This window comes from Bradyrhizobium lablabi (genome assembly GCF_018131005.1).
GTDB classification, from domain to species: Bacteria; Pseudomonadota; Alphaproteobacteria; order Rhizobiales; family Xanthobacteraceae; genus Bradyrhizobium; species Bradyrhizobium lablabi_D.
Map to the genome: position 1 here is coordinate 165,962 of NZ_JAFCJK010000008.1, position 25,760 is coordinate 191,721.

Annotated in this window: 27 protein-coding genes; 19 read left to right on the top strand and 8 right to left on the bottom strand. The window is 62.2% G+C overall.

What is annotated here, in order from left to right; genetic code table 11:
- Positions 1 to 10 precede the first annotated feature (10 nt).
- The 6 genes from JQ553_RS24385 to cynS all read left to right on the top strand — a co-directional run bounded on the left by JQ553_RS24385 (position 11) and on the right by cynS (position 5,973).
- A complete protein-coding gene (locus JQ553_RS24385; protein ID WP_212502569.1) occupies positions 11 to 1,123 on the top strand; it encodes an acyl-CoA dehydrogenase family protein in 1,113 nt (370 codons plus the stop codon).
- Positions 1,124 to 1,172: 49 nt separating this feature from the next.
- A complete protein-coding gene (locus JQ553_RS24390) occupies positions 1,173 to 2,051 on the top strand; it encodes a sulfurtransferase (RefSeq protein ID WP_212502570.1) in 879 nt (292 codons plus the stop codon).
- A 117-nt stretch (positions 2,052 to 2,168) separates the two neighbouring features.
- Positions 2,169 to 3,563, top strand: a complete 1,395-nt coding sequence (locus tag JQ553_RS24395; protein WP_212502571.1) for a CmpA/NrtA family ABC transporter substrate-binding protein — start codon at positions 2,169 to 2,171, stop codon at positions 3,561 to 3,563.
- A gap of 148 nt (positions 3,564 to 3,711) precedes the next feature.
- Positions 3,712 to 4,545 (top strand): nitrate ABC transporter permease, encoded by an 834-nt coding sequence (gene ntrB, locus JQ553_RS24400; RefSeq protein ID WP_212502572.1) that lies wholly within the window; start codon positions 3,712 to 3,714, stop codon positions 4,543 to 4,545.
- A gap of 5 nt (positions 4,546 to 4,550) precedes the next feature.
- Entirely contained in the window at positions 4,551 to 5,462 is a 912-nt protein-coding gene (locus JQ553_RS24405; RefSeq protein ID WP_212502573.1) for an ABC transporter ATP-binding protein, read from the top strand.
- A gap of 22 nt (positions 5,463 to 5,484) precedes the next feature.
- Positions 5,485 to 5,973: a cyanase gene (cynS, locus tag JQ553_RS24410; protein WP_212502574.1), complete on the top strand. Its 489-nt coding sequence runs from the start codon at positions 5,485 to 5,487 to the stop codon at positions 5,971 to 5,973.
- 105 nt (positions 5,974 to 6,078) lie between these two features.
- Here cynS and JQ553_RS24415 read toward each other — a convergent pair whose 3' ends face one another.
- Positions 6,079 to 6,540 carry an MEKHLA domain-containing protein gene (locus JQ553_RS24415; RefSeq protein WP_212502575.1) on the bottom strand — a complete coding sequence of 154 codons (462 nt, stop codon included), beginning with the start codon at positions 6,538 to 6,540 and terminating at the stop codon, positions 6,079 to 6,081.
- Positions 6,541 to 6,726: 186 nt separating this feature from the next.
- Positions 6,727 to 8,442, bottom strand: a complete 1,716-nt coding sequence (locus JQ553_RS24420; RefSeq protein ID WP_212502576.1) for a thiamine pyrophosphate-dependent enzyme — start codon at positions 8,440 to 8,442, stop codon at positions 6,727 to 6,729.
- Positions 8,443 to 9,165: 723 nt separating this feature from the next.
- Between JQ553_RS24420 and JQ553_RS24425 the strand changes: the two genes are divergently transcribed.
- Positions 9,166 to 9,546 (top strand): hypothetical protein, encoded by a 381-nt coding sequence (locus JQ553_RS24425; protein WP_212502577.1) that lies wholly within the window; start codon positions 9,166 to 9,168, stop codon positions 9,544 to 9,546.
- Positions 9,547 to 9,556: 10 nt separating this feature from the next.
- Here JQ553_RS24425 and JQ553_RS24430 read toward each other — a convergent pair whose 3' ends face one another.
- The gene (locus JQ553_RS24430; protein ID WP_212502578.1) at positions 9,557 to 9,880 is read right to left on the bottom strand and encodes a DUF1476 domain-containing protein; all 324 of its coding nucleotides are present in this window, start codon (positions 9,878 to 9,880) and stop codon (positions 9,557 to 9,559) included.
- Between the two features lie 348 nt (positions 9,881 to 10,228).
- Between JQ553_RS24430 and purC the strand changes: the two genes are divergently transcribed.
- From purC to JQ553_RS24450, 4 genes are all read left to right on the top strand, one after another.
- Complete coding sequence (gene purC / locus JQ553_RS24435) at positions 10,229 to 10,996, top strand: phosphoribosylaminoimidazolesuccinocarboxamide synthase (RefSeq protein ID WP_171708996.1); 768 nt, start codon at positions 10,229 to 10,231, stop codon at positions 10,994 to 10,996.
- 88 nt (positions 10,997 to 11,084) lie between these two features.
- On the top strand, positions 11,085 to 11,324 hold the full coding sequence (gene purS / locus JQ553_RS24440; protein WP_212502579.1) for a phosphoribosylformylglycinamidine synthase subunit PurS: 240 nt from the start codon (positions 11,085 to 11,087) through the stop codon (positions 11,322 to 11,324).
- Positions 11,325 to 11,334: 10 nt separating this feature from the next.
- A complete protein-coding gene (purQ, locus tag JQ553_RS24445) occupies positions 11,335 to 12,036 on the top strand; it encodes a phosphoribosylformylglycinamidine synthase subunit PurQ (RefSeq protein WP_212502580.1) in 702 nt (233 codons plus the stop codon).
- On the top strand, positions 12,033 to 13,001 hold the full coding sequence (locus JQ553_RS24450; protein WP_212502581.1) for a tripartite tricarboxylate transporter substrate binding protein BugD: 969 nt from the start codon (positions 12,033 to 12,035) through the stop codon (positions 12,999 to 13,001). Before purQ ends, JQ553_RS24450 begins: the two co-directional genes overlap by 4 nt.
- A 55-nt stretch (positions 13,002 to 13,056) precedes the next feature.
- On the opposite strand, the gene JQ553_RS24455 is transcribed toward JQ553_RS24450, so the two are convergent.
- Positions 13,057 to 13,536, bottom strand: coding sequence for a PaaI family thioesterase (locus JQ553_RS24455; protein WP_212502582.1), 480 nt, complete (start codon positions 13,534 to 13,536; stop codon positions 13,057 to 13,059).
- Between the two features lie 163 nt (positions 13,537 to 13,699).
- Between JQ553_RS24455 and purL the strand changes: the two genes are divergently transcribed.
- Positions 13,700 to 15,907, top strand: coding sequence for a phosphoribosylformylglycinamidine synthase subunit PurL (gene purL / locus JQ553_RS24460; RefSeq protein WP_212502583.1), 2,208 nt, complete (start codon positions 13,700 to 13,702; stop codon positions 15,905 to 15,907).
- A gap of 111 nt (positions 15,908 to 16,018) precedes the next feature.
- Here purL and JQ553_RS24465 read toward each other — a convergent pair whose 3' ends face one another.
- A complete protein-coding gene (locus JQ553_RS24465) occupies positions 16,019 to 17,203 on the bottom strand; it encodes an acyltransferase (RefSeq protein ID WP_212502584.1) in 1,185 nt (394 codons plus the stop codon).
- A gap of 211 nt (positions 17,204 to 17,414) precedes the next feature.
- Here JQ553_RS24465 and JQ553_RS24470 point away from each other — a divergent pair, with 211 nt between their 5' ends.
- Positions 17,415 to 17,588 carry a DUF1328 domain-containing protein gene (locus JQ553_RS24470; protein WP_212502585.1) on the top strand — a complete coding sequence of 58 codons (174 nt, stop codon included), beginning with the start codon at positions 17,415 to 17,417 and terminating at the stop codon, positions 17,586 to 17,588.
- Between the two features lie 118 nt (positions 17,589 to 17,706).
- On the opposite strand, the gene JQ553_RS24475 is transcribed toward JQ553_RS24470, so the two are convergent.
- On the bottom strand, positions 17,707 to 18,066 hold the full coding sequence (locus JQ553_RS24475; RefSeq protein ID WP_212502586.1) for a DUF427 domain-containing protein: 360 nt from the start codon (positions 18,064 to 18,066) through the stop codon (positions 17,707 to 17,709).
- A 180-nt stretch (positions 18,067 to 18,246) separates the two neighbouring features.
- On the opposite strand from JQ553_RS24475, the gene JQ553_RS24480 reads away from it, so the two are divergent.
- Positions 18,247 to 18,483, top strand: a complete 237-nt coding sequence (locus tag JQ553_RS24480) for a BolA family protein (protein ID WP_212502587.1) — start codon at positions 18,247 to 18,249, stop codon at positions 18,481 to 18,483.
- 29 nt (positions 18,484 to 18,512) lie between these two features.
- Positions 18,513 to 19,694, top strand: a complete 1,182-nt coding sequence (locus tag JQ553_RS24485) for a low temperature requirement protein A (protein WP_212502588.1) — start codon at positions 18,513 to 18,515, stop codon at positions 19,692 to 19,694.
- A gap of 9 nt (positions 19,695 to 19,703) precedes the next feature.
- On the opposite strand, the gene egtD is transcribed toward JQ553_RS24485, so the two are convergent.
- Positions 19,704 to 20,675, bottom strand: a complete 972-nt coding sequence (egtD, locus tag JQ553_RS24490) for an L-histidine N(alpha)-methyltransferase (protein WP_212502589.1) — start codon at positions 20,673 to 20,675, stop codon at positions 19,704 to 19,706.
- Between the two features lie 53 nt (positions 20,676 to 20,728).
- Positions 20,729 to 21,988, bottom strand: coding sequence for an ergothioneine biosynthesis protein EgtB (gene egtB / locus JQ553_RS24495; protein ID WP_212502590.1), 1,260 nt, complete (start codon positions 21,986 to 21,988; stop codon positions 20,729 to 20,731).
- Between the two features lie 291 nt (positions 21,989 to 22,279).
- On the opposite strand from egtB, the gene grxD reads away from it, so the two are divergent.
- The 4 genes from grxD to JQ553_RS24515 are packed head-to-tail and all read left to right on the top strand — an operon-like array spanning position 22,280 to position 25,750.
- On the top strand, positions 22,280 to 22,612 hold the full coding sequence (gene grxD, locus JQ553_RS24500; protein WP_066500002.1) for a Grx4 family monothiol glutaredoxin: 333 nt from the start codon (positions 22,280 to 22,282) through the stop codon (positions 22,610 to 22,612).
- 2 nt (positions 22,613 to 22,614) lie between these two features.
- The gene (locus JQ553_RS24505; protein WP_212502591.1) at positions 22,615 to 23,163 is read left to right on the top strand and encodes an O-acetyl-ADP-ribose deacetylase; all 549 of its coding nucleotides are present in this window, start codon (positions 22,615 to 22,617) and stop codon (positions 23,161 to 23,163) included.
- A 42-nt stretch (positions 23,164 to 23,205) separates the two neighbouring features.
- A complete protein-coding gene (locus JQ553_RS24510) occupies positions 23,206 to 24,486 on the top strand; it encodes a serine hydrolase (RefSeq protein ID WP_212502592.1) in 1,281 nt (426 codons plus the stop codon).
- Entirely contained in the window at positions 24,467 to 25,750 is a 1,284-nt protein-coding gene (locus JQ553_RS24515) for a serine hydrolase (RefSeq protein ID WP_212502593.1), read from the top strand. The genes JQ553_RS24510 and JQ553_RS24515 overlap by 20 nt, the downstream gene beginning before the upstream one ends.
- The last annotated feature ends 10 nt before the right edge of the window (positions 25,751 to 25,760 follow it).

Genomic DNA, 25,760 nt, shown 5'->3' on the forward strand with positions numbered 1-25,760 from the left:
GAGACGATCGATGGGTTCACTGGCTTTATCGCGGGTCGCAGCTTCGGATCAACCCGCACCTTCACTGGTTGACGAGGTTGCAAGAGTTTCCCGCCAGGAGCTCGCGCCGCTGGCGGCCGCGATCGATGCCGGCTCGGTCTATCCGGGCGAGCTGCTGCGCCGTCTCGGCGAGATCGGCGCCTGGGGCAGCCACGTCCCGCAGGAGGGGCCTGCCGATCTGCGCTGCGCCATCCAGGCGATGGCGGCGATCGGCGAGGTCTGCGGCGCCACCGCCTTCATGGCCTGGTGCCAGAACACGCTGGTCTGGTATGTCGCGAACTCGACCAACCTGAAACTCGCGGCGCGGTTCGGCAATGGTTTCGCGAGCGGGCGGCTGCTTGGCGGCACGGGCCTTTCAAACCCGATGAAGAGCTTCTTCGGGATCGAGAAGCTGAAGCTGAAGGGCAGGAAGGTGGAGGGCGGCTACATCGTCCGCGGCGCGCTGCCCTGGGTCTCAAACCTCGGCCCCGGCCACTATTTCGGCACGATCTTCGAGCGCGAGGACGAGGGCGGCATTGTGATGTTCCTCGCCGACTGCTCCGATCCAGCGATTACGTTGCAGCCGTGCAAGCCGTTCCTCGCAATGGACGGCACCGGCACCTATGGCGTTCAGTTCCGCGACGTCTTCGTGCCGGATGAACTGATCCTCGCCGAGCAGGCCGCTCCCTTCGTCAAGAAGATCCGCGCCGGCTTCATCCTGCTGCAGGTCGGGATGGGTCTCGGCCTGATCCGTGACTGCATCAGCATCATGGACGAGGTCCACGCGCCGCTTGGCCATGTCAACCGCTATCTGCCGCAGCAGCCGCTGCAGTTCCGCGAACTGCATGCCGAATTCGAAAAGGAAGCGATGGCGCTGGCGCGCGATCCTTACAACACCGACGACAGCTATTGGCGCCGCGTCGTCGCGCTGCGCCTGCGCATCGGCGATGCCAGCGTCGCGGCGGCGCATGCCGCGATGCTCCATTGCGGCGCGCGCGGCTACCTGAAGAGCCATCGCGCGCAGCGGCGGCTGCGCGAGGCCTATTTCGTCGCCATCGTCACGCCCGCCACCAAGCAGCTTCGCAAGATGTTGGCCGACGGGTGAGGGAGTTTCGAGAACCACCAGACTGCAACCACAAACAGGAGAGGCTGCCATGACGGACGTTCTGATTACTGCCGGCGAACTGGCCGAACTCATCAAGAAGGAGCCGTGTGTCATCATCGACACGCGGAATCCGGATGCCTATGCGGCGGGACACCTGCCCAATGCCGTCAATGTGCATGACATCTTCACCTATCTCGCGACCTCGACGCCGGAAGGCATGCACGAGCTGAAGACCAAGTTCGCCGACGCGTTCGGCGCCGCCGGTCTGTCCGGCAAGGAAACCGCCGTGATCTACGAGCAGTCGATGAACTCCGGCTTCGGCCAGTCATGCCGCGGCTATTACCTGCTCACCATGCTGGGCTATCCCAAGGTGAAGGTGCTGCATGGCGGCTACGATGCCTGGAAGGCGGCGGACCTTGCGACAACGACCGACGTGCCGCTGCCGGGAAAGGCCTCGTTCTCGATCGTCCCCGAGGCAGCGGACATCCTGATCGACGCCAAGACCATGCTGGCTGCGCTCGACAAGCCCGGCATCTCGATCCTCGACGTACGCGACGTCGATGAATGGATCGGCGACAGCTCCTCGCCCTACGGCAAGGATTTCTGCCCGCGCAAGGGGCGTATTCCCGGCGCCGTCTGGCTGGAGTGGTACCGCATGATGAAGCCGACCGCCGAAGGTCCGCGCTTCAAGTCGAAGGATGAAATCTTGGCTGAGTGCGCAACTGTCGGCATCTCGCAGACGACGCCGGTTTATCTGTATTGCTTCAAGGGAGCGCGCGCCTCGAACACCTTCCTGGCGCTGAAGAACGCCGGGGTGAAGGACGTGCGGATGTATTTCGGCTCCTGGAACGAGTGGTCGCGCGATCCGTCGCTGCCGATCGACGAAGGTCTACCAACGGCTGCCCGCGTAACAGGCAAAGCGGCATAGAACGTGCATGCACAAGATCGTCCGGCGGCCAAAAAAGCGGCCGGGCGGTAACCTGACGACCGAGCCGCGGTGGGGCGGGGGCGCTCGCCGCGGCTCGGTGTGACAAAGAGGCGCAGCATGTCCACCTTCGACGATCCGTTCGACGCCGACCGCGAACTTACGAGATCGGGCTGCATCTGCGGCGGCCATCGCTCGGCCGACGAGCATGACCACGCCGAGCGCGCGCTGCGCTGCGAGCCGGTTTTGCCCGCCGAGGGCGAGGAGAAACGCTACGAGGCGGTCGTTGCGTCGGCCGTGATGCGGGCGGTGTTTCCGAGCGACATCGCGCGCCGCGCCTTCCTCAAGTCGGTCGGCGCTGGAGCCGCGTTCGCCGCGCTGTCGCAGTTCTTCCCGCTCAAGACCGCGACCGAGGCGTTTGCCGAGGCCGGTCCGCCGGAGAAGAAGGACCTCAAGGTCGGCTTCATCCCGATCACCTGCGCAACCCCGATCATCATGGCCGCGCCGCTCGGCTTCTATGCCAAGCAGGGGCTGAATGTCGATGTGGTGAAGACGGCGGGCTGGGCGGTGATCCGCGACAAGACCATCAACAAGGAATACGACGCGTCCCACATGCTGGCGCCGATGCCGATCGCGATCTCGCTCGGGCTTGGCGCCAACGCGATTCCCTTCGCGGTGCCCGCGATCGAGAACATCAATGGGCAGGGCATCACGCTTGCGATGAAGCACAAGGACAGGCGCGATCCGAAAGACTGGAAGGGCATGAAGCTAGCCATTCCCTTTGACTATTCCATGCACAATTATCTGCTGCGCTATTATCTCGCCGAGCACGGTCTCGATCCCGACACCGACGTGCAGCTCCGCTCGGTGCCGCCACCTGAAATGGTCGCCAATCTGCGTGCCGACAACATCGACGGCTTTCTCGCGCCCGACAATGTCTGTCAGCGCGCGGTCTATGACGGCGTTGGCTTCCTGCACATCCTCTCCAAGGAGATCTGGGATGGCCATCCCTGCTGCAGCTTTGCCGCCAGCAAGGAGTTCATCACGACCTCGCCGAACTCGTTCGCCGCGCTGACGCGTGCGATCGTGGATGCGACGAGCTACGCGTCGAAGGCAGAGAACCGCAAGCAGATCGCGGAGGCGATTGCGCCGGCAAACTACATCAACGCGCCGGTGACCGTGCTGGAACAGGTCCTGACCGGCACCTATGCCGACGGGCTCGGCGGTGTGAAGACGGATGCAAAGCGCGTCGATTTCGATCCATTCCCGTGGCAGTCCTTTGCAGTGTGGATGCTGACGCAGATGAAGCGCTGGGGCCAGATCAAGGGCGATGTCGACTACAAGGCGGTCGCCGAGCAGGTCTATCTCGCCACCGATACTGCCAGGGTGATGACCGAGATGGGGCTGGCGCCGCCAGCCGCCTCGTACAAATCGTTTTCGGTGATGGGCAAGAGCTTCGATCCCGCCAAGCCCGATGACTACCTTGCGAGCTTCAAGATCAGGAAGTCATCGTGAGGGCGATTGCCGGTTTCTTTTTGCCTCGCCCCGCCTGCGGGGAGAGGCCGACGCACGAAGTGCGGCGGGTGAGGGGGACTCTCCGCGTTCTGCGCTCGTGGAGATTCCGCCTCATCCCGACCTTCTCCCCGCACGCGGGGAGAAGGAGATGAGCCTCCGTCTCCGCGCGGCGATCGTCTCGATCGCGCTGCTTGCCGCCTTCCTGGGCATCTGGCACCTCGCGACCCGCAGCACCGGCGCAACAGCCAATATGAGCCCGGAATACGCCAGGCTGATGGGGCTCACGGCAACGCAGGGCAAGTCGGCGATGCCAGGGCCGGCGGATGTCGGCGCGAAATTGTGGGAGCATTTGAAGCGGCCGTTCTATGACAATGGACCGAACGACAAGGGCCTCGGCATTCAGCTCGCCTATTCGATCGCCCGCGTCGGCACCGGCTATCTGATCGCGGTCATCGTCGCCATTCCGCTTGGCTTCTTGATTGGCATGTCGCCGCTGATCAGCCGGGCGATCGACCCGTTCATCCAGGTGCTGAAGCCGATCTCGCCGCTCGCCTGGATGCCGCTTGCGCTCTACACGATCAAGGACTCCTCGATCTCGGCGATCTTCGTCATCTTCATCTGCTCCGTGTGGCCAATGCTGCTCAACACGGCATTCGGCGTGGCGAGCGTGCGCAAGGAATGGATCAACGTCGCGCGCACGCTGGAGGTCGGCACCCTCAGGCGCGCCTTCACCGTGATCCTGCCCGCAGCGGCGCCGACCATTCTGACGGGCATGCGCATCTCGATCGGCATCGCCTGGCTCGTGATCGTTGCGGCCGAAATGCTGGTCGGCGGCACCGGCATTGGCTACTTCGTCTGGAATGAGTGGAATAACCTCTCGATCACCAATGTCATCATCGCGATCCTGCTGATCGGGATCGTCGGCATGCTGCTCGACCAGATCCTTGCGCGCGTCACGCGCATGGTGACGTTTCCGGAGTAGGGACGGTGACCGACAAGTTCATCTCGATCGAAGGCATCGCCCGCCGCTATCCCGGCGCCAACGGCGATGCCACGACGGTGTTCGAGAATCTCTGGCTGTCGATGGCGCGCGGCGAATTCGGCTGCGTGATCGGCCACTCCGGTTGCGGCAAGACCACCGTGCTGAACATCCTTGCCGGCCTCGACGAGCCGAGCGCGGGGACGGTGATCGTCGACGGGCAGGCGATCGAGGGCACGAGCCTCGACCGTGCCGTGATCTTCCAGAGCCACGCGCTGCTGCCATGGCGCACAGTGCTCGGCAATGTCGCCTACGCGGTGAGCTCGAAATGGCGCAAATGGGATCGCGCCCGGGTGAAGACGCACGCACAAAAATTCATCGATCTCGTCGGGCTTTCCGGGTCCGAGCACAAGCATCCGTCCGAGCTGTCCGGCGGCATGAAGCAGCGTGTCGGCATCGCCCGTGCGCTGTCGATCATGCCGAAGATCATGCTGATGGACGAGCCGTTTTCGGCGCTCGACGCGCTGACCCGCGGCACGCTGCAGGACGAAGTGCGGCGCATCTGCCTGGAAACCGGGCAAACGACCTTCATGATCACCCATGACGTCGACGAGGCGATCTTCCTTGCCGACAGGATCTTCCTGATGACCAATGGCCCGGGCGCGAGGCTGGCGGAGATCGTCGAAAATCCTCTGCCGAAGGACCGCGGCCGCATCGATCTGCATCGTCATCCCTACTACTATGCGCTGCGAAACCACATCGTCGATTTTCTGGTCAGCCGCAGCAAAAGCTTTGCGACGGACGTGCCCGATCACGATGCGCGCCATGTACCCACCGTGCGGCCGGGCGTCGGCGACCCCGTCATCGTCTCGCCGCCACGTGTCGTCGAACCCAATGCCGCGCAAAGCGCTGCGCGTTGAGAACCCAGCAGGAGGAAACCTCATGAAACGTGAAGATCTCACCGAGAAGCTGCTCGACATCAAGCGCGAGAAAGGCTGGAGCTGGAAGCACGTCTGCGAGAAGATCGGCGGCTATTCCGAAGTGCTGATCGTCGGTGCGATCCTCGGCCAGATGAAATTGACCAAACCGCAGGCTGCGAATGCCGGCGAGCTGTTCGGCCTATCGAAGGCCGAGGTCGCGATGCTGAACGAGGTGCCGATGCGCGGCACCGGCACGCCGATGCCGCCGACCGATCCCTTGATCTACCGCTTCTACGAGATGGTGATGGTCAACGGGCCGGCCTGGAAGGCGCTGATCGAGGAGGAATTCGGCGACGGCATTATGTCGGCGATCGACTTTGACATGGCGATTGATCGCGTCGCCAATCCCAAGGGCGACCGTGTCAAGATCACGATGTCCGGCAAGTTCCTGCCCTACAAATATTACGGCGCCAGCGGCAACGTGCCGGAATATGGATTCAAGGAGGAGTAGCCTTGGCGGTTGACGCCCGATGAAACGGCAGGTCGCCTCTGGCTTTCGGCGAATTGCCGGTCCGGCGTGAACTCAAGATTTTCGCGGCGAAGGCAAGGCGACCCGTCAGAGATCCTTCCACGAAGAGAACGTTGCCGCCTGGCCGCGCACGATTCCATCCGCGTCCATGAGCTGCCAGACGATGCCGTCTTCTATCCAGAAGCGACGTCCCGATTTTGCGATCCTCTGGCCGCGATAGCCCGCCATGAAGCCATTGCGCGTGACCTCGTCCAGCGCGCGCTGACGCTCTGTTCGGTCCGGAGCTTCCGCAGAGAGGCGCGAGGGCAGACAGGTGAATTCATCCCAGGTGTACTCGAAACAGGCCTGCGCTGCGTTGTTCGCATAGATAAAGTGCGGATCCGGGTCCGTGTTATGGGCCAAAACCACGAATGGCGCTGCATTGTAAAGCCACGCGGCTCCCTGTCCGTTGGAGACCAGCGGCCGTCCGACCAGACGAGCATAGTTGCCGGTGAGCAAATCGAAGAAAGCAGAATCCGTACGCAAATCGCCGGAATCGAAGGAGGTCATTGTTGCACCTTTCGTCGCGAAGCACGCCCCGCAGTTCATTTGCTTCCGCGGACGCAATTCCTCGGACACGAGTATCATCCGTCTTCGTGTGTCGTTGATCACAACTCAGAGATGCATGCTCGCAACCTGGGTCTTAGCGCAGCGCTGGTCGCGGCGTCCGCACTCAGCGCGGCGATCGATTGGCCATCAAAGGTTTTTCAAGCGTGGATTGGGGCCAAGGTCCTGCTCCGGATCGAGCGGCAGTTCGATCAACAGAGAGGGCGTGTCCGTCTGATAGCATCGCGTCATGATGTCATCGAGATTGTCGAGATCAGGCTGGACCTGCGCGTAATCCCATCCAAAGCCAGCCGCAATAGCCTCGTAATTGAGGCCCTCCAGGCCGTCATGATAGCGCTCGACCGGATATTCCTTCAGGATCTTGGTAAGTCCATTTCGTACGATTCCGTACATACGGTTGTTCAGGACGAACAGGTTCAAATGGAGATTCTTGGCTTCCGCCAGATAGCCGGCAAAAAGGCGGAAGCATCCGTCTCCGGAAAAGATGAAGACGGTCTTGTCCGGTGCTCCAAGCCTGGCTCCTACGCCAAGGCCGAAAGAACCACCCATAGCGGAGCCACGGTAGAGACTGAAAAAGGGGCAGTCCGGATTCGGGCGCTGCGTGATGTATTGACGATCCTTGTAAGACATACAGACATCGTCAAAACCGATGCTATTTTTGCGCCAGAGAGTGTCGATACGTCGGTAAAATGCCGCCAAATCCAGAAAGCCCGGACGGGCAGCGTCAATCGGCCGCGTGTTCAGATCGGCAGGAGCTGGGGGAAATCGCCGAGTTGCCGGAGGATGGCGTGAGATCGCCAAGGTTAGCTTGCCGAGCATTGCCTCAAGCGGACCGTTCACTTCAAAACAGGCGCCGTCGATCAGGTGCCGGCACGATCCTTCCAAAACGCCGTAATGGCTGTCGTCGTTGCTCAGAAGCCATGCTTCCCCGCAGAAGATCGGAGAGAGGCCCGTCGTGTACTCGTCAAAATCTGCGCCCAATCCGATCAGGACGGTCTGTTCGTCCAGCGCACTCCACACGGCATCCGCAGCGCCGTTGCCGCCAAATCCAAGATAGCCGTAGAGGTAGGGGTTCTCACGTTCGACGGCGTTTGCGCCGTTGATACTGTAGACGACGGCGGCACCAAGCGTAGTGGCCAGTTCTGTAACCAATTTCCTGCTTGTCGTGGTTGTTGGCATCGCGGAGCCCACCAGCATGACCACTTTCCGCCCTGACAATCGATCCAGCGGCCACGGGATGTCGACCTCAGGACGAGGAAAGGAGCGAGATGCTGGGACGATCCAGCGTGCCTCTCCTGGAATGCGGGCGAGAGACGGGTCCAGAACCAGGACTGCCGGGCGGCCCTGCGCAAGCTTGGCGATAGCGCGCTCTATCTGCGGCACCATGGTATCGAACTTATCCAGCACAAAGACGCCGTCCGGCAGTTCGGCCTCGAGTTGTGCAAGCGTATTCATCCCATGAGCGGTGCTGTCCTGAAGCGGAGCAAATCCGCCGGCGGACCCGGCAGAAAGCGGGACAATGTACAACGCGGGGATGTTGTGCAGTTTGGCGTCTGTCATTCCGCATCCCAGAAGCTTGGTTGCAGCTCCCGTCGTGGCTGCCGCAGCGGCGACTGCGCCAGTGGCCAGGTAATAGCCGAGCGGCAAAAAGCCGGCCGCGTATTCTCCGACATTGAAGAAAGAGAGAGCCGCTCCGTTGCGAAGCTTGTGATAAGGCTCCATTGCTTTCGTGAAGTGAATAATGCCGCCGCCCGTCACGCCTGCGCAGATTGAGATCCCATAGCCTCTTAATATTTCCGTGATGACGTCATACGGATCTGTCGAGATTTTGTTGATTGCGTTCATCACTAAAGATCCCAAGGCTGCGGATTGATGGATGGCATCGCGACGCAATCCACGACGCGTCGGACGGGCCCATAGATTCGTGTCGACGCGAAGTCCGACAGCCAGTCGTGTAATACCACTTATGTTACGTAATGATGTCGGATGAAACCGTGGATTGTTCTTGTTACTTCACATCTTTCTTCGAACTTTCCCGCCTGCTGGAGATTCTTTCGCAATCAAATCAGGATAGTCGAGGCCGCACGCCGCGCAGGCGTTGAGCGGCGAACCCGAAAAGCCGCCCGCTGGCGCGCTTGGATCCTGGAGCCTGCGGAGGGCGGCTAGATTCTCGGCGGGGGCCACGCGGCAGCGGGGCTCTCGTGCTGCTCACGCTGTTGCTGGATTCCGTTCTGACAGGTACAGACGCCTTCGTATCCTCGGCCTTGGCTGTCACATTGCTCGGCTAGCGTCGCCTGGACCGGCACGCTCCTTGCGAACAATTCGCATGGTGATGGAGCGGCTGCCGAACCCGAAGGGCGATCGCGTCGAGATCAGGATGTCGGGCACGTTCCTGCCCTACATTATTACAGCCCCACTGCAACGTGCCGGAATACGGATTCAACGAGAAATGTCTTGCCGGTTAACGCCCGATGAAGTGGCGGATCAGTTTTTCTCTTTGACGGTTTGCGTTTATGCAATCTGAAGTAGTTATGGATCGGCTCGTCAATTACTCAATATGGGTCTGTCATGACAATTTCCACGCGCCTTCTTTCGACAGCAACGGGTTTGCTGCTTCTCATGTCGTCCGCTTTCGCCCAACAGCGTATCATTGTCGAGCAGGCGAGCGGTTCTCCGCGTCAGGAAGGCTCGGTGCGCGTCCAAAGCACGGTCAATCTCTTCATGGCGGGAACAACCGGCGAAGGCGAAGAGGCGCAGAAGCTGCGTGATCGTGCGCGCCGCCTGGTCTACGACATGGCGGCGCGCGAATGCGATCTGCTGCGCGATGTTTTGGCCAAGGACTGCCGGCTAGAGTCCGTGAACAGCAACATTGGTCGGCAGTACGGTCAACAGCAACAGGAAGGCTTCACCGTCAACGGAACGATGAACCTTCAGGTTACGTTGAAGTAGGCGCGAAGGCTCACGGCCCCGCTTTCACCTGCGCTGCGGCTAGTGCCATCAGCTCTTCCATCTTGGCGCGGATATCGCGTTCCGTGACGGCCTGTCCCTTGGCCGTGAGATCCTTCAGCACCTTGTGCAGGACGTCGTTGCCGGCGGCTGCCTCAAAGTTGGCGGCCACCACCTCCTTGGCGTAGGCATTGGCGGCATCGCCGGTGAGTCCGAGCTTCTCCGCAGCCCACAGGCCAAGCAGCTTGTTTCGACGGGCTTCGGCCTTGAATTTCTGCTCCTCGTCGAGGGCGAACTTCTTCTCGAAACCTTCCTCGCGCTTGTCGAAAGTGGTCATGGTCTGAAGTTCCAGTGGTTTGCTGATGGACGTGCCGCCACGTTGCGACAGCCCTGATGCCCGCCTAAATAAGGGGGGTGAATCGGCAAGACAACGAGCCGTTAAGTCGCAGGCAAAACAGCCGGATTCGGGCTTAGAGCTTTGGCCGGTATAATTACGGCCAGACCGGCCGGATCGATTGTGCTGGATAGGCCAATCGGATAGGTTGCCTGCAGGCTCGGTTCTTGTTCTGTTTCCGATTGGCGTACGCAAGTTCCCGGCCTCCGCGGCAGCTCCGTCGTGGGTCGCAACCCAAGTCATCCGGAGCACACCAAATTCATGGATTTCAACAAAACACGGTACATCCCAATGAGCCGTCGACGCCGTATCTATGAGGGCAAGGCCAAGGTCCTGTACGAGGGCCCGGAGCCGGGAACCCTGATCCAGCACTTCAAGGACGACGCGACCGCGTTCAATGCCAAGAAACACCAGGTGATCGAGGGCAAGGGCGTCCTCAACAACCGGATTTCGGAGTACCTGTTTCAGCACCTCAACGACATCGGGGTGCCGACCCACTTCATCCGCCGTCTCAACATGCGCGAGCAACTGATTCGCGAGGTCGAGATTGTGCCGCTGGAGGTGGTGGTGCGGAACGTTGCCGCCGGCTCGCTGTCGCAGCGCCTCGGCATCGAGGAGGGCACCCAGCTGCCGCGCTCGATCATCGAATTCTACTACAAGAACGACCAGCTCAACGACCCCATGGTGTCGGAGGAGCACATCACGGCCTTCGGCTGGGCGACGCCGCAGGAGATCGACGACATCATGGCGCTCGCCATCCGTGTCAATGACTTCCTGACGGGCCTTTTCCTCGGCATCGGCATCCGCCTCGTCGATTTCAAGATGGAATGCGGCCGGCTGTTCGAGAACGAGATGATGCGAATCATCGTCGCCGACGAGATCTCGCCGGATTCCTGCCGGCTCTGGGACATCAAGTCGAACGAGAAGCTCGACAAGGACCGCTTCCGCCGGGACCTCGGCGGGTTGCTCGAGGCCTATACCGAGGTCGCCAAGCGTCTCGGCATTCTCATGGAAAACGAGCGGCCGGCCGGGACCGGCCCCGTGCTGGTGAAGAGCTAGAGCATGATCCCGACCCGAAGGGCCGCGTTAGCCCAAAGTGGGCACCGGTTTCGGGAACAGATCATACTCAAGCTTTAGGAGAGCAATTGTGAAGGCACGTGTGACCGTTACCTTGAAATCGGGCATTCTCGATCCGCAGGGCAAGGCAATCGAGGGAGCGCTGAAATCGCTCGGTGTCGATGGCGTCGCCAGCGTCCGCCAAGGCAAGGTGTTCGACATCGAGATGGCCGGCGCCGACAAGGCCAAGGCCGAGGCCGCGCTCAAGGCGGCGGCAGACAAGCTGCTCGCCAATACCGTGATCGAAAACTACCGGGTCGAACTCCTCTAGGCCGCCATCCATGAAATCAGCCGTCCTCGTCTTTCCCGGCATCAACCGCGAGCGCGACATGGCGCGCGCGCTCAGGCTCGCTTCGGGCAAGGACGCTGCAATGGTCTGGCACGCCGAGACCTCGCTGCCTGAGGGTACCGATCTCGTGGTTGTCCCCGGCGGCTTCTCCTACGGCGACTATCTGCGCTGCGGCGCGATCGCGGCGCGGGCGCCGGTGATGGATGCGGTGCGCGACTTCGCGGCGAAAGGCGGCCTCGTGCTCGGCGTCTGCAACGGCTTTCAGATCCTCTGCGAGTCCGGTCTTTTGCCGGGGGTGCTGATGCGAAATGCCCGGCTGAAATTCGTCTGCCGGGACGTGCATATGCGCGTCGAACGATCGGATACGCCGTTCACCCGCGGCTACAACGCCGGTCAGGTAATCCGCGTGCCGGTCGCGCATGGCGAGGGCAATTACGAGGCCGATGACGAGACGCTGAAGCGGCTCGAAGGCGAGGGACGCGTGCTCTATCGCTACTGCTCGCCGGAGGGCGTGGTCGACGAGGCCTCCAACGTCAACGGCGCCGCCAATTCGATCGCCGGCATCGTCAACGAGCGCGGCAATGTGCTCGGCATGATGCCGCACCCGGAAAACCACGTCGAAGAGATCATGGGCTGCACCGACGGTCGCGGCCTGTTTGCAGGACTCGCGCAGCACCTGGAAAAAGCGGCGTGATCACGATTGTTGCGAGGCTGTTGGCCGCGCTTGCGGCCCTGTCGCTCGCGTCTGTTGCCCACGCCCAGGATTTTCCGAAGCGTCCGATCACCATGATCGTGCCGTTCGCGGCGGGCGGCACGTCAGACGTGATCGCGCGGGCGGTCGCCGACCAGATGAGCCCGGCGCTCGGCCAGCCGATCGTGATCGAGAATGTGGCGGGCGCTGGCGGTTCGACCGCGCTGACGCGTGCCGCGCGCGCCGAGCCTGACGGTTACACGATCGCGATCGGCAATGCCGGCACCAGCGCGGCCGCCTACACGATCTACCCGAAGCTGCCGTTCACGCCCGACTCGTTCGCGCCGATCGCGATGGTCGCCAAGACCTTCGGTATCGTTGCCTTGCGCAAGGATTTTCCGGCCAAGGACCTCAAGGAATTCATCGACTATGCAAAGAAGAATCCCGGCAAGGTCAATCTCGGCCATGCCGGCGTCGGCTCCTCGAATTACCTGATCTGCAAGAGCTTCGTTCATGCCGCGGGCGTCGACGTAACGCTGGTCGGCTATCGTGGCGCGGCACCCGCGCTCACCGACGCGATCGGCGGTCAGATCGACGGCGTCTGCGATGCCGCAGCCTCGGTGTCTCAGGCGGTGAGCGACAAACTCGTGAAGGGGATTGTGGTCGGCTCGACGGTGCGGCTGTCGACACTGCCCGATTTGCCGACCTCGGCGGAGGCAGGCCTTCCCGATTTCGAGGCGCAGGGCTGGAACGGGCTGTTCGCGCCCAAGGGTACGCCGCCCGAGACCATCGCGAAGCTGAATGCGGCTGCGCGCAGCTCGGTTGCAAGCGACGTCGTGAAGAAGCGCTTCGTCGACCTGTCGACGGTTGCGCCCGACGCAGGCGAGATGACGCCCGAAGTGCTGCAGCAGCTCGTGACCCGCGACGTCGAGAAATACAAGAAGCTGCTCGCGGACGATCAGAAGTAGGGCGTATCAGCCTGAACACCGTCTTCGCGACCCGCAACGAATGAGGCCGGCCGCCTTACGCTCCTGTCTCCGCCGGGCCCTTCCGTTTCACCCGCTTGATGGTGCCGGAGAAGGTGAACAGCATGCGAGCGCCCGAGCGCAGCGTGCCGCGCAGGAAGATCAGCGAGCCGCCGCCGCGCGTCACCTCGCCGTCGCATTCCACCAGCTCGCCCTCGCGGGCCGCGTCGAGGAATTCGCAGGAGAATCCCACCGTGACGCCGGGGCCCTGCATCTCGGGCGCGGCGATCGCGAACAGGCAATAGTCCGCAAACGTCATGAAGCAGCCGCCATGGACGTTGCCGGAGCCGTTGAGGTGCTTCTTGCCGACCCGGAACGCACAGGTGATCCGGCCGTTCTCGTCCATCTGGTGATAGAACGGCCCGGCATGGGTCTCGAAATTGTCGCGGCTCCAGGTGCGCCAGCCGGCGAATTCGCCCTCGGTTTCAACATGAAGGTCAGGGCGGCGGTTGAATGCAGTTTTGGAAAGGTCGTTCACGAAATGGGGGGCCTTCAATCCGGGGTTTCGGTTCTTAAATCCGATCCATGCGCGCAGTGCAAATCCTGTTGCCCCATGCCTGCCGCCGCAAAGCTCTGGACAGCATAAAATACCGCCCTAAAAGGCCTTTTCGCCCCCGTTCGATCTACCTAATAAGGGACCCATGAACGAGCCCCAGATCACTCCCGAACTCGTCGCCGCCCACGGGCTGAAGCCGGACGAGTATGAGCGCATCCTCAAGCTGATCGGACGGGTGCCGACCTTCACGGAGCTCGGGATCTTCTCGGCGATGTGGAACGAGCATTGCTCGTACAAGTCCTCCCGCATCCATCTGCGCGGACTGCCGACCAAGGCGCCCTGGGTGATCCAGGGCCCGGGAGAAAACGCCGGCGTCATCGATATCGGCGACGGGCAGGCGGTGGTGTTCAAGATGGAGAGCCACAATCACCCGAGCTACATCGAACCCTATCAGGGCGCGACCACCGGCGTCGGCGGCATCCTGCGCGACGTCTTCACCATGGGTGCGCGGCCGATCGCCTGCCTCAATGCATTGAGTTTTGGCGCACCCGAGCATCCCAAGACCCGCCATCTCGTCTCCGGCGTGGTCGCGGGCGTGGGCGGCTATGGCAATTCGTTCGGCGTGCCGACAGTCGGCGGACAGGTCCGTTTCCACACCCGCTATGACGGCAACATCCTGGTCAATGCGATGGCGGTTGGCCTCGCCGACGCCGACAAGATTTTCTATGCGGCGGCCTCCGGCGTGAACATGCCGATCGTCTATCTCGGCTCCAAGACCGGCCGCGACGGCATCCACGGCGCCTCGATGGCCTCGGCCGAGTTCGACGATGCCTCGGAGGAGAAGCGCCCGACCGTGCAGGTCGGCGATCCCTTCGCCGAGAAGCTGCTGCTCGAAGCCTGCCTCGAGATCATGGAAGCTGATTGCGTGATCGCGATCCAGGACATGGGCGCGGCGGGGCTGACCTGCTCGGCGGTCGAGATGGGCGCCAAGGGCGATCTCGGCATCGAGCTCGACCTCAACGCAGTGCCGACCCGCGAGACCGGCATGAGCGCCTACGAGATGATGCTCTCGGAGAGCCAGGAGCGCATGCTCATGGTGCTCAAGCCCGAGAAGGAAAAGCAGGCCGAGGCGATCTTCCGCAAATGGGGGCTCGATTTCGCGATCGTGGGCTACACGACGCCGACCATGCGTTTCGTGGTCAAGCATGGCGGCGACGTGATGGCCGATCTGCCAATCAAGGAGCTCGGCGACGAGGCACCGGTCTATGACCGTCCGCATGTCGCATCCAACGGGCAGCCCGTGATCCACGCGCGCGACGTCACGGCGCCGATCGGCGTTTCGCAGGCGCTGGAGAAGCTGATCGGCACGCCCGAGCTTTGCTCCAAGCGCTGGGTCTGGGAGCAATACGACCACGTCATCCTCGGCAATACCGTGCAGCGCCCCGGAGGCGATGCCGCCGTGGTCCGCGTGCAGGATGGCCCGAAGGGACTTGCGCTCACCGTTGACGTCACGCCGCGCTATTGCGAGGCCGATCCGTTCGAGGGCGGCAAGCAGGCGGTAGTGGAGGCATGGCGCAACATCACCGCGGTCGGCGGCCGGCCGCTCGCGATCACCGACAATCTCAACTTCGGCAATCCGGAAAGACCGGAGATCATGGGCCAGTTCGTCGGCTGCCTGAAGGGCATTTCGGAAGCCTGCCGCGCGCTGGATTTCCCGGTCGTCTCCGGCAACGTCTCGCTCTACAACGAAACCAACGGTCGCGGCATCCTGCCGACACCGTCGATCGGCGGCGTCGGCGTGCTCGACGATTTCACCAGGTCGGCGACGCTGGCTTTCAAGGCCGCGGGCGAGGCGATCCTGCTGGTCGGCGACACCCATGGCTGGCTCGGTCAGTCGGTTTACCTGCGCGACGTCTGCGGCCGCGAGGAGGGCGCGCCGCCGCCGGTCGATCTCGCAGCCGAGAAGCGCAATGGCGACGTCGTCCGCGGCATGATCCACGCCGGCACAGCGACCGCAGTGCACGACGTCTCCGACGGCGGCCTTTTGATTGCACTTGCCGAGATGGCAATCGCGGGCGGCATCGGCGCGCAGCTTCTCGCGGCCCCAAGCTCGATCGTGCCGCATGCCTACTGGTTCGGCGAGGACCAGGCCCGCTACATCGTCACGGTGCCGGCGGCGGAAGCCGGCCTCGTGCTCGCCAAGATGAAGGGCGCGGGCGTGCCCTGCACCCGCATCGGCACCACGGGCGGTAACGCAATCGCGCTCGCGGGTGAGGAGCCGGTTTCGGTCACAACGCTCGAGGCGGCGTTCGAAGCCTGGCTGCCGGCCTATATGAGCGGCAAGGCGGCCTGAATTGCGCGGTCACGACGGGATCTAAAACAAAACATGATCCGGAAAAGCGTGTAGCGGCTGCCGCAGCCGGCCGCGCATTCGCGCGATCCGCCGGCTCGTCATGACGGTGTGCTACAGCACCCGCGTCGCCCCCGGAATTTTGCGCAATGCCGCCGTCGCGGCCCAGCTCAACAGCACCGTCGGCACGAACGCGATCATCGCCTTGGCGATCGCGGGCAGGTCGTCGTCAAACAGCCAGTATTGCAGCCACAGCACGATCGGATAGTGCACCAGGAACATGCCATAGGCATCCGCCTGCATCGGATCGAGCGGGCTCCAGCCTGACTGCCTGAATCTCAGGAAGTACGCCAGGATCAGAAACATGATGGCCATGCTGAAGAGAGCGAAGCAGAAGCCGTAAAGTCCTTCGTACCAGTCCGGCAGGTGCGGCGGATTCCCAAGTATTTCACGCTTGATGTAGATCAGCACCCACATCAGGCAGTACGGAATGACAGCCAGGATCAGCCAACCCAGGCCATTCTTTGCCAGCTGGCCGTCCACCGCCAACAGTCCGCGATCCAAACTCCTGGCGCCAATGCCGGCGCCGAAAAAGAAATAGCTGGCGTAGAGCAGCACGCGGCCGTGCTGGACCGAGAACGGCCCGAATTCGAACCAGCTGGCCGCTCCGAAGTGAATCCGGCCGGGAATGTAGAACGCGGCGGTGACAGCAAACATCACCGCAAAGAATTGGGCCGGTCGGTCGTGACCATGCAGCGACAGACGATTGATCGCATCGAGGAGGTCGGGCTTCAGCCGATAAAGCAGGCATGCGACGATGTCGAAGCCGAGCAAGACCCAAAGAAACCAGATCGGCCCGCTCGGCCAGGGCCCAACCGTGACGGTTTTCCACCAGAACTCGGCAAAGCTCAGATCTTGATCTTGGCGCAGCGAGATTGCGTAATAGGCGATCGGAATGATCGTGAGCGCGCAGATCACGAATGGAATGCCAAGCCGAATGAAGCGATCGCGCAGATAGTTCAGAGGTCCCTTCCGCGCAATGCCCGACCACGCGAACAGTCCCGACAGGAAGAAGAACATCGCCATGAAGAAGCTGTCGGTGGCGAGCACGATCATGTCAAAGCCGATCCATGACGTCGGATCGGTATGCCCGAAATAGGTGTAGGGGATTACGGCGTGGTGCAGCAGCACAATCAGAGTCAGGAACGTGCGCGCACGGTCGAGCGCAGCATTGCGTGCCTTGACCCTCGGCGCTGCATGAGCGTCTGGGGCCGCGACGGTGTGAGAAATCGATGACATTGGTTACCCCCGGCAGGGCGGTTGGCCCTGATGTTGCACCCGGAACCTGATTCAGCAAAGACCCAATCGGTATGTCCTTGTCGCAGCCTTGGAGTTTTTCTGGCCCTCAGGCTCGCGCGTCCGCTGTAGCGCCTTGGAACTGGCACCATGCCCGAATGTTATCGAGGCGTGGCGGGCGGCGGCGCTTTGGCGCGGCACTGAGGAGCAAGTAATGACGATTCTGAAATGGGCGCTGATCTTCCTTGTTGTCTCGATCATCGCGGGCTTGCTTGGCTTCACGGGGATATCGGCGGCGTCCGCCGACATCGCGCGCTTTCTGTTCTACGTCTTCGTCGTGATCTTCCTGGTGCTCCTGATCCTCGGGCTCACGTTATTCAGAGCATAGCGACCAAGTATCGTCATTCCGGGGCGTCAGCACAATCCCATTGCGCACGGTGGGGTCCTGACGTTCAGGTGCGCAAGCGCGCGCCACAACCGACGCGTCGCGCGGGCTTGACCTTCGACTACCCCACTTCCTCGATCTTCACCTTGTCCGGATAGAAGGCGAGGTGGCCGGTCAGTTCGGCCATGGCCGGGAAGGGCGTCTCGTAGGTCCAAATCGCGTTGTCCAACGTCTTGCCATTCGCCTTGACGCTGAAATAGTTCGCGTCCCCCTTATAGGGACAGTGTGTGGTTCGCTCGGTGCGGTCGAGCAGCGCCATGTTGGCGTCCTCGCGCGGGACATATTGCACCGGCGGATATTTCGCCTCCTTCAAGGTCAGCGCGCGGGTGGTTTCGGCGATCACGACGCCGTCGGCGGTGACGCGTACGCGCTTGGGGTTGGGCGTGATCGTCATCGGGTGGTCCGGGCCGGGTTGCTTCATGATTCTATGCCCTTTTTGGTCATTCGGTTGACGCGCCTGTGACCGTTCGATGCAGGTTTCAATCGACCGGAATGGGAATATAGTATGTCGCGGGATGGCCTAGAAGAGCGCAGCCGCTATTTTAGCGTCGCGGCCGCGCGAGTCGGCCTCGAGTCGATGACCTGATGGAGGTATACTGGGATGCCGATGGACGCCCGTGATATCGAATCGATGATCAAGGCGGCTATTCCGGACGCCGAGGTGACGATCCGCGATCTGGCCGGCGACGGCGACCACTACGCGGCGACCGTGATCTCGGAGTCTTTCCGCGGCAAGTCTCGCGTGCAGCAGCACCAGATCGTCTACCAATCGCTCAAGGGACAGATGGGCGGCCTCCTGCACGCTTTGGCCCTGCAGACCGGCGTGCCGGGGGGCTAGACGGAGGCCGGCGGGGCGCAGGGGCCGCATTGATGGTGGACAATCCGCACGGCGCGATGTTTCGCGTCATCGTGCCGAACCAGCACAGCCGTGTCACCAATGCCGAGCTGTTCTTCGATCTTGTCTTCGTCTTTGGGGTTACACAGCTTTCACACACGCTGCTCCACGATTTCACCCCACTCGGTGCGGTGCAGGTCACGCTGCTGTTTCTCGCGGTCTGGTGGGTGTGGGTCTATACGACCTGGGTCACCAACTGGCTCAACCCGGAACTGACTCCGGTCCGCATCCTGCTGTTCCTGCTCATGCTGGGCGGGCTCGTGCTGTCGACGTCGATCCCGACCGCTTTCGAGGGACGCGGGCTGTGGTTTGCCATCGCCTACGCGGCCATGCAGGTCGGCCGCACCCTGTTCTGGCTTTTGGCAACGCCGGCTCACCGAACGGCTGTGCGCCACAACGCAATCCGGATCCTGACGTGGTTGTCCAGCTCGGCAGTGTTCTGGATTTTGGGCGGCTTCGCCGAAGGGGAAACGCGGCTGTGGCTGTGGGTCGTGGCGCTGACGATCGAATATGTCGCGCCGGCAGCGCGGTTCTGGACGCCGAAGCTCGGGTTTTCCTCGATTGAAGCCTGGTCCGTCGAGGGCGGCCATATGGCCGAGCGTTGCTCCTTGTTCGTCATCATCGCGCTCGGTGAAGCCATTGTCGTGGACGGCGCGACTTTTGCCGAACTGACCTGGACAGGCGAGAACGTGGCCGCTTTTGTGTCGGCGTTGGCCGCCAGCATCGCGATGTGGTGGATTTATTTCCACAAGGGCGCCGAGGCCGGCGCGGAAATGATCTCGAGATCGGCCGAGTCAGGGCGCGTGGCGCGGCTGGCCTACACCTATCTCCACATGCCGATCGTGGGTGGCATCATCCTGACCGCTGTTGCCGACGAACTGGTCCTCAAGCACCCGACTGGCCATTCCGATATCAAGATAATTGTGAGCGCGGTTGGCGGTCCGTTGCTGTTCCTGATCGGAACGATCCTGTTCAAGTACGCGATCCGCAACTTCCTGCAGCTCTCGCATGGCGTCGGCATCATCGCGCTGGCGGTGGCAGCTTACTTCGCGCACGATATGTCGCCGCTCATGCTCTCGATTCTCACCAGCGCGATCATGATCGTGGTCGCGGCGTGGGAATCGATCTCGCTGCGCTCGCCGGCGGAAGAATAGTCCGGATCATCAGCCGGACGCCGCCAGCGCGTGCACGGAAAACATCCGTGCCGCATCGGTCCAGGATTCGCGCACGGCCCAGCCTGCGCTGCGGGCGAGCGTGGTGAAGCGCTCGAGGCTGTATTTGTAGCTGTTCTCGGTATGGATGCTCTCGCCGGGGCGGAACGAGAATGTGTTGTCGAGGATGCGCACGGTCTGGGCTTTGCGGCTGATCAGGTGCATCTCGACGCGGTGGCGATCGCGATTGTAGATCGAGCGGTGCTTGAAGGCGGACAGATCGAAATTGCCGCCGAGCTCGCGGTTGATGCGAACGAGCACGTTGAGATTGAAGCGCGCGGTGACTCCAGCCGCATCGTTATAGGCGTCGTAGAGAACGCGCTCGTCCTTCTCGAGATCGACACCGATGATCATCTGCGCACCGCGGCCGAGGATCCTGCGGGCGCTGCGCAGAAACGCACCCGCCTCCTGGGGCTCGAAATTGCCGAGCGTCGAACCGGGAAAGAATCCGACTTTCGGCATGCTGGCCACGGCCTCCGGAAGGGCAAACGGTGTGGTGAAGTCGGCCGCGACGGGATAGATGCCGAGCGCGGGGAAATCCTTGCGCAGAGCGGCCGCCTGCGCGTTGAGGAAATCGCCCGATATGTCGACCGGGACATAGGCGCCGAAGTCGCAATGCTCGAGCAACAAGCGCACCTTGGTGGTGGCGCCTGCGCCGAACTCGACCAGCGCCGCGCCGTCAGGGATGATTGAGGCGATCTCGCCGCCGCGGTCGCGCAGGATGCCGAGCTCGGTGCGCGTTGGGTAATATTCCGGCAGCACCGTGATCTGCTCGAACAGCTCGGAGCCCGCGGCATCGTAGAAATATTTCGGCGACAGCCGTTTCGGGTGGCGGGCGAGATCGCCGATCACGTCGTCGGCGAAGATCGAGGTTGCTTCGTCGAATGGATATGCTTTGGCCAAAGCGGCGGCATGCACATTCATGGTACTCTCCTGAACGCGCTTACCGGCGCGCTATAGATGTCAACAGGGATCGGTCAGGCGTAGTCTGCGAGGCGTAACCCCGTGAATTGCCAGCGATGGTGCGGGTAGAAGAAGTTGCGGTAGGTAACGCGGCTGTGACCTGCCGGCGTCGCCAGCGACGAGCCGCGCAGCACGAACTGGTTGACCATGAACTTGCCGTTGTATTCGCCGAGCGCGCCTTCGATCGCGCGATAGCCGGGATAGGGCGAATAGGAGCTGCGGGTCCATTGCCAGACAATGCCGTAGGCGTCGTTGAGCTGGCCCGCGCGGGCGGCGACCTCCCATTCCATTTCGGTCGGCAGGTGCTTGCCGGCCCAGCGGGCGAAGGCGTCCGCTTCGTAGTAGCTGACATGACAGACCGGCGCCGCCGGATCGATCGGCTGCAGGCCACCGAGCGTCATCATCATCCACTCGCCGTCGATCTCGCGCCAATGGCCGGGTGCCTGCCAGCCCTCGTTGCTCACAGTGGCGAAGCCATCCATCAGCCACAGCGTTGCGGTCGAATAGCCGCCGTCCGTCATGAAGGCGGACCACTCGGCGTTGGTGACGAGATTCCGGGCAAGCTTGACCGGGCCGACAAGGGCGCGGTGCGCGGGCCTCTCATTGTCGAAATGGAAGCCGTCGTCAGCATGACCCACGGTGTGGATGCCTTCGTTCAGCGTGAGCCATTCCGCAGGTCCGCGCTTCGAGGCCGGGAAACGCCAGGCAGGATCGTAGGCAGGCGGGATTGGATTCTGCGCGAACGCATGCAGGATATCGGTGAACATCAGCTCCTGATGCTGCTGCTCGTGATTGAGGCCGACCTCGATCAGCGGCACAAGTTGACGAAGCTTTGCCTCTCCGGCTGTCTCGAAAAACTTGACGACCTTTGTGTCGACGTGTCGGCGATAGGCGGTCACTTCATCGGCGCCTGGTCGGGTCAGATGGCCGCGCTGGTGGCGGGCGTGCCGCGGGCCGGCGCTGACGTAATAGGAATTGAAGAGATAGGCGTAGTCGGGATGAAATGGCTTATAGCCGTCGACATGCTCGCCAAGCAGAAACTGCTCGAAGAACCAGGTGGTGTGGGCGCGATGCCATTTGGCGGGGCTCGCATCGGGCATCGACTGAATCAACTGGTCTTCGGGCGACAACGGCGCGGTGCGCCGCTCGGTCTCGCCGCGGACGGCGAGATAGGCGTCAACCAGCCGCTGGGCCAGGGAGCCGGACTCGGAAAGCAGTGACGGGGAGGCGGCGGAAAGGGCAGCCGCGGCAGATGGTGGTGTCGTCACGATCATCTCCGGTTCTTCAAGGAAACGTTGCTTCAGCGGACTGGTTCCCGGCAGAGGGTTCGTCCTAGATAGGAGTTCCCTTTCAGGAAAAAAGCCCTCTCGGGAGCGGATCCTGGCGCCGTAAATGGGTAACCGGTCCGGCTGGCCGAGGCCGCTGTCCAGCATCCGCCGCATGCCAGATTTCCGCCATTTTGCTTTGGATGCACAATGGTTTCGGCTACATATATGTGGCGTCACGGGTTAAACGGGGCGGTCCGGCCCGTAAGCCTTGGTAGCACCGCCCACGAGGAAGAGAATATGAGCATTGAGCAATTCATCGACAACGAAGTGAAGTCGAACGACGTCGTGCTGTTCATGAAGGGCACGCCGCAGTTTCCGCAGTGTGGCTTTTCTGGTCAGGTCGTCCAGATCCTCGATCACATCGGTGTCGGCTATAAGGGCCTCAACGTTCTCGAATCGGCCGAACTGCGCAACGGCATCAAGGTCTATTCGAACTGGCCGACCATTCCGCAACTTTACGTGAAGGGCGAGTTTGTCGGCGGTTGCGACATCATCCGTGAGATGTTCCAGGCCGGCGAATTGCAGCAGCTGTTTTCCGACAAGGGCATCCCGGTCGACGCGGCGGTCTGATCTTGACGGCGCGCCAGCTCGGAAAGGCGCGGCTTGAAGCCATCGTTGCCGACATCACGACCATGCGCGTTGACGCGATCGTCAACGCCGCGAATTCGTCGCTCCTGGGTGGAGGCGGCGTCGATGGCGCGATCCATGAGGCGTCCGGACCGGAGCTCTTGGCCGAGTGTCGGGCCCTTGGCGGTTGTCAGACCGGCGACGCCAAGATCACGAGGGGATACCGGCTTCCGGCGGGACACGTAATCCATGCCGTCGGACCGGTCTGGTACGGTGGCGACCGCGGCGAGGACGAGCTGCTTGCGTCCTGCTATCGCCGCAGCCTCGAGCTTTGCACCGGCAACAATCTTGCCTCAATTGCATTTCCGGCCATCTCGACCGGCGTCTATCGGTTTCCGGCCGACCGGGCTGCCAAAATTGCCGTCAAGGCGGTGGTCGACGCACTTGCCCGGGCGCCTGGCGTGAGGCGCGTCATCTTCTGCTGCTTCTCGCCGGCCAGCGGCGAATTGCATCAGTCGGCTCTGGGCGACTTTGGCAGCCCTTGTGCGGAATGACGTGGCCGCTACACTCCCGCCCTGTTTTCCGGGAGAGGTTTGATGAATTTATCTCAATTGTCGCGCGCCATTGCGGTCGGCGCGGTATTGCTGGCGGCGCCGTCGGCGCGCGCCGAGGGCACCTACGAGATTCCGGCCGGCGCCCATTTCAACCAGCAGAAGCTCGCGAAGATCACCGAATTCTTCAAGAATGAGGTGGCGACCGGGAAAATCGCCGGCGCCGACGTCCTGATCCAGCAGCATGGCAAGCCGGTCTATCACGAAACTTTCGGCGTGCAGGACGTGGCGTCCAAGGCGCCAATCACGGATAACACCATCTTTCGCCTGTCTTCGCTGACCAAGGTGATCACCTCTGTCGTGGCGATGCAACTGATCCAGGACGGCAAGATCAAGCTCGACGATCCCGTCTCAAAGTACATTCCCTCCTTCGCAAACGTGAAGGTCGGCGTGGAGAAGAAAGCCGAGGACGGCACCAAGACACTCGAACTGGTGCCGCTGACCCGGCCAATCACCATTCTCGACCTGATGCGTCAGACCTCCGGCATCACCTACGGCTTCTACGGCGACAGTCTGGTGCGCAAGGCCTACAAGGACGCTAATATCTACGCCGGCGAATTCGATCTCGCCGAGTTCGCCGAGCGTATCGCCAAGCTGCCGCTGCACAACCAGCCGGGCGCGCTCTGGCAATACGGGCATTCCACCGACATTCTGGCGCGGATCATGGAGATCGTATCCGGAAAATCATTGCTCGAGATCGAACGGGAAAAGCTGCTCGATCCGCTCGGCATGACCGACACAGGCTTCTTCGTCACCGAACCGGAGAGACTGCAACGGCTCGCTCAGCCGGTGCCGAATGACAGTGATTTTCGTGTCGGCCGCCAATACAGGACCGAGGTTCGCCAGAAGTGGGAATCCGCCAGCGGCGGCATGGTTTCGACCATGAACGACTTCTCGCGCTTTGCGCAGATGCTGCTCAATGGCGGCTCGTTCGAGGGCAAGACCTATCTGACGCCCGAGACGTTCAAGCTGATGACGACCGACCATGTCGGACCGAACTCGGGGGTCGACCGCGACTATTTCTACTTCCCGGGTGACGGTTTCGGCTTCGGACTCGGGTTTGCCGTGCGCACCGATCCGGGCAATGCGAAGCCGCCGCCGCCGGGCGATCTCGGCGAATTGAAATGGGATGGCGCCAGCGGCTGCTATTTGGTGATCGACCGCAAGCAGGACATGTTCTTCATCCTCCTGGAACAGACGCCGAGCGAGCGTCAGCGGGTCCAGCGGACGCTGAAGCAGTTGATCTATGAAGCGATGGAGAATTGACCGGAGCGGGCGCCGCGCATTCGTCACGGCGTTCGTCCTCCTGCTCGGCGTGGTTGGCGCCAAAGCGGGCTCCGGGGAGCGCGCCGCGCGCACATTCTCGCCGGAAGGGCTCGAAAAAGTCTCCGCCTACATCCGGAGCGAGATCGCGGCCGGCAGCATTCCCGGCGCGATTCTCTTGCTGCAACAGCACGGCAAGCCGGTCTATTACGAGATTTTCGGCGTGTGCGACGTCGCGACCCAGTTCTCGATGAGCGCGGACACGATCTTCCGCCTCTACTCGATGTCAAAGCCGATCACCTCGGTCGCCGCGATGATGCTGGTCGAGGAGGGCAAGCTCGCTCTGAACGATCCTGTCTCGAAGTACATTCCGGCTTTTGCCGACATGAAGGTCGGCGTGGAGAAGCGCGGCGACGACGGCAAGGTGACGTTGGCGCTGGAGCCACTCAAGCGACCCGTCACGATCGAGGATCTGCTCCGCCATACCGCCGGGCTGCCTTATGGCTATTCCAGCGGGGGCGCGGTGAACCAACTGTACGCCGACGCTCGTCTCTTCAGCGGCGAACTCACGAATGCCGAATTCGTGGCCAAGATATCCACGCTGCCGCTCGCCGAGCAGCCGGGCACTTTATGGGACTATGGCCATTCCACCGATGTGCTCGGCCGGATTGTCGAGATGATATCGGGGAAATCCCTGCTGCAGTTCGAGAAGGAGCAACTGCTCGACCCGCTCGGGATGAAAGATACCGCGTTCTATGTCGCCGATCGGTCCAAATGGCCGCGCATTGCGGAGCCAATGCCGAAGGACCGCGCGATCAGCCCGGCCACGCAGGTCCGCGATCCGCGGCGGCCGCTGAAATGGGAATCGGGCGGGGGCGGAATGGTCGGCACCATCGGCGACTATGCGCGCTTCGCGCAGATGCTGCTCAACGGCGGCACCTATGAGGGCCGCCGCTATCTGAAGCCGGAAACCATCGCGCTCATGGCGTCGGATCATATCGGTCCCGAGACCGGCGTCGCGCGCGACAAGAACTACTATCCCGGACCAAATTCCGGCTTTGGCCTCGGCTTCGCGGTCCGCACTTCGGTGCCGCCGAACACGTCGTGGCCAACAGGCGAGTATCGCTGGGATGGCGTCGGCGGCACGTTCTTCTTCATCGATCCGAAGGATGATCTGTTCGGAATCTTCATGGTGCAGACGCCGTCGCAACGCGGCCGGATCCAGCTCGAACTGAAGGCGCTGATCTATCAGGCGATGGGGCGCTAGAGTTGCCGGC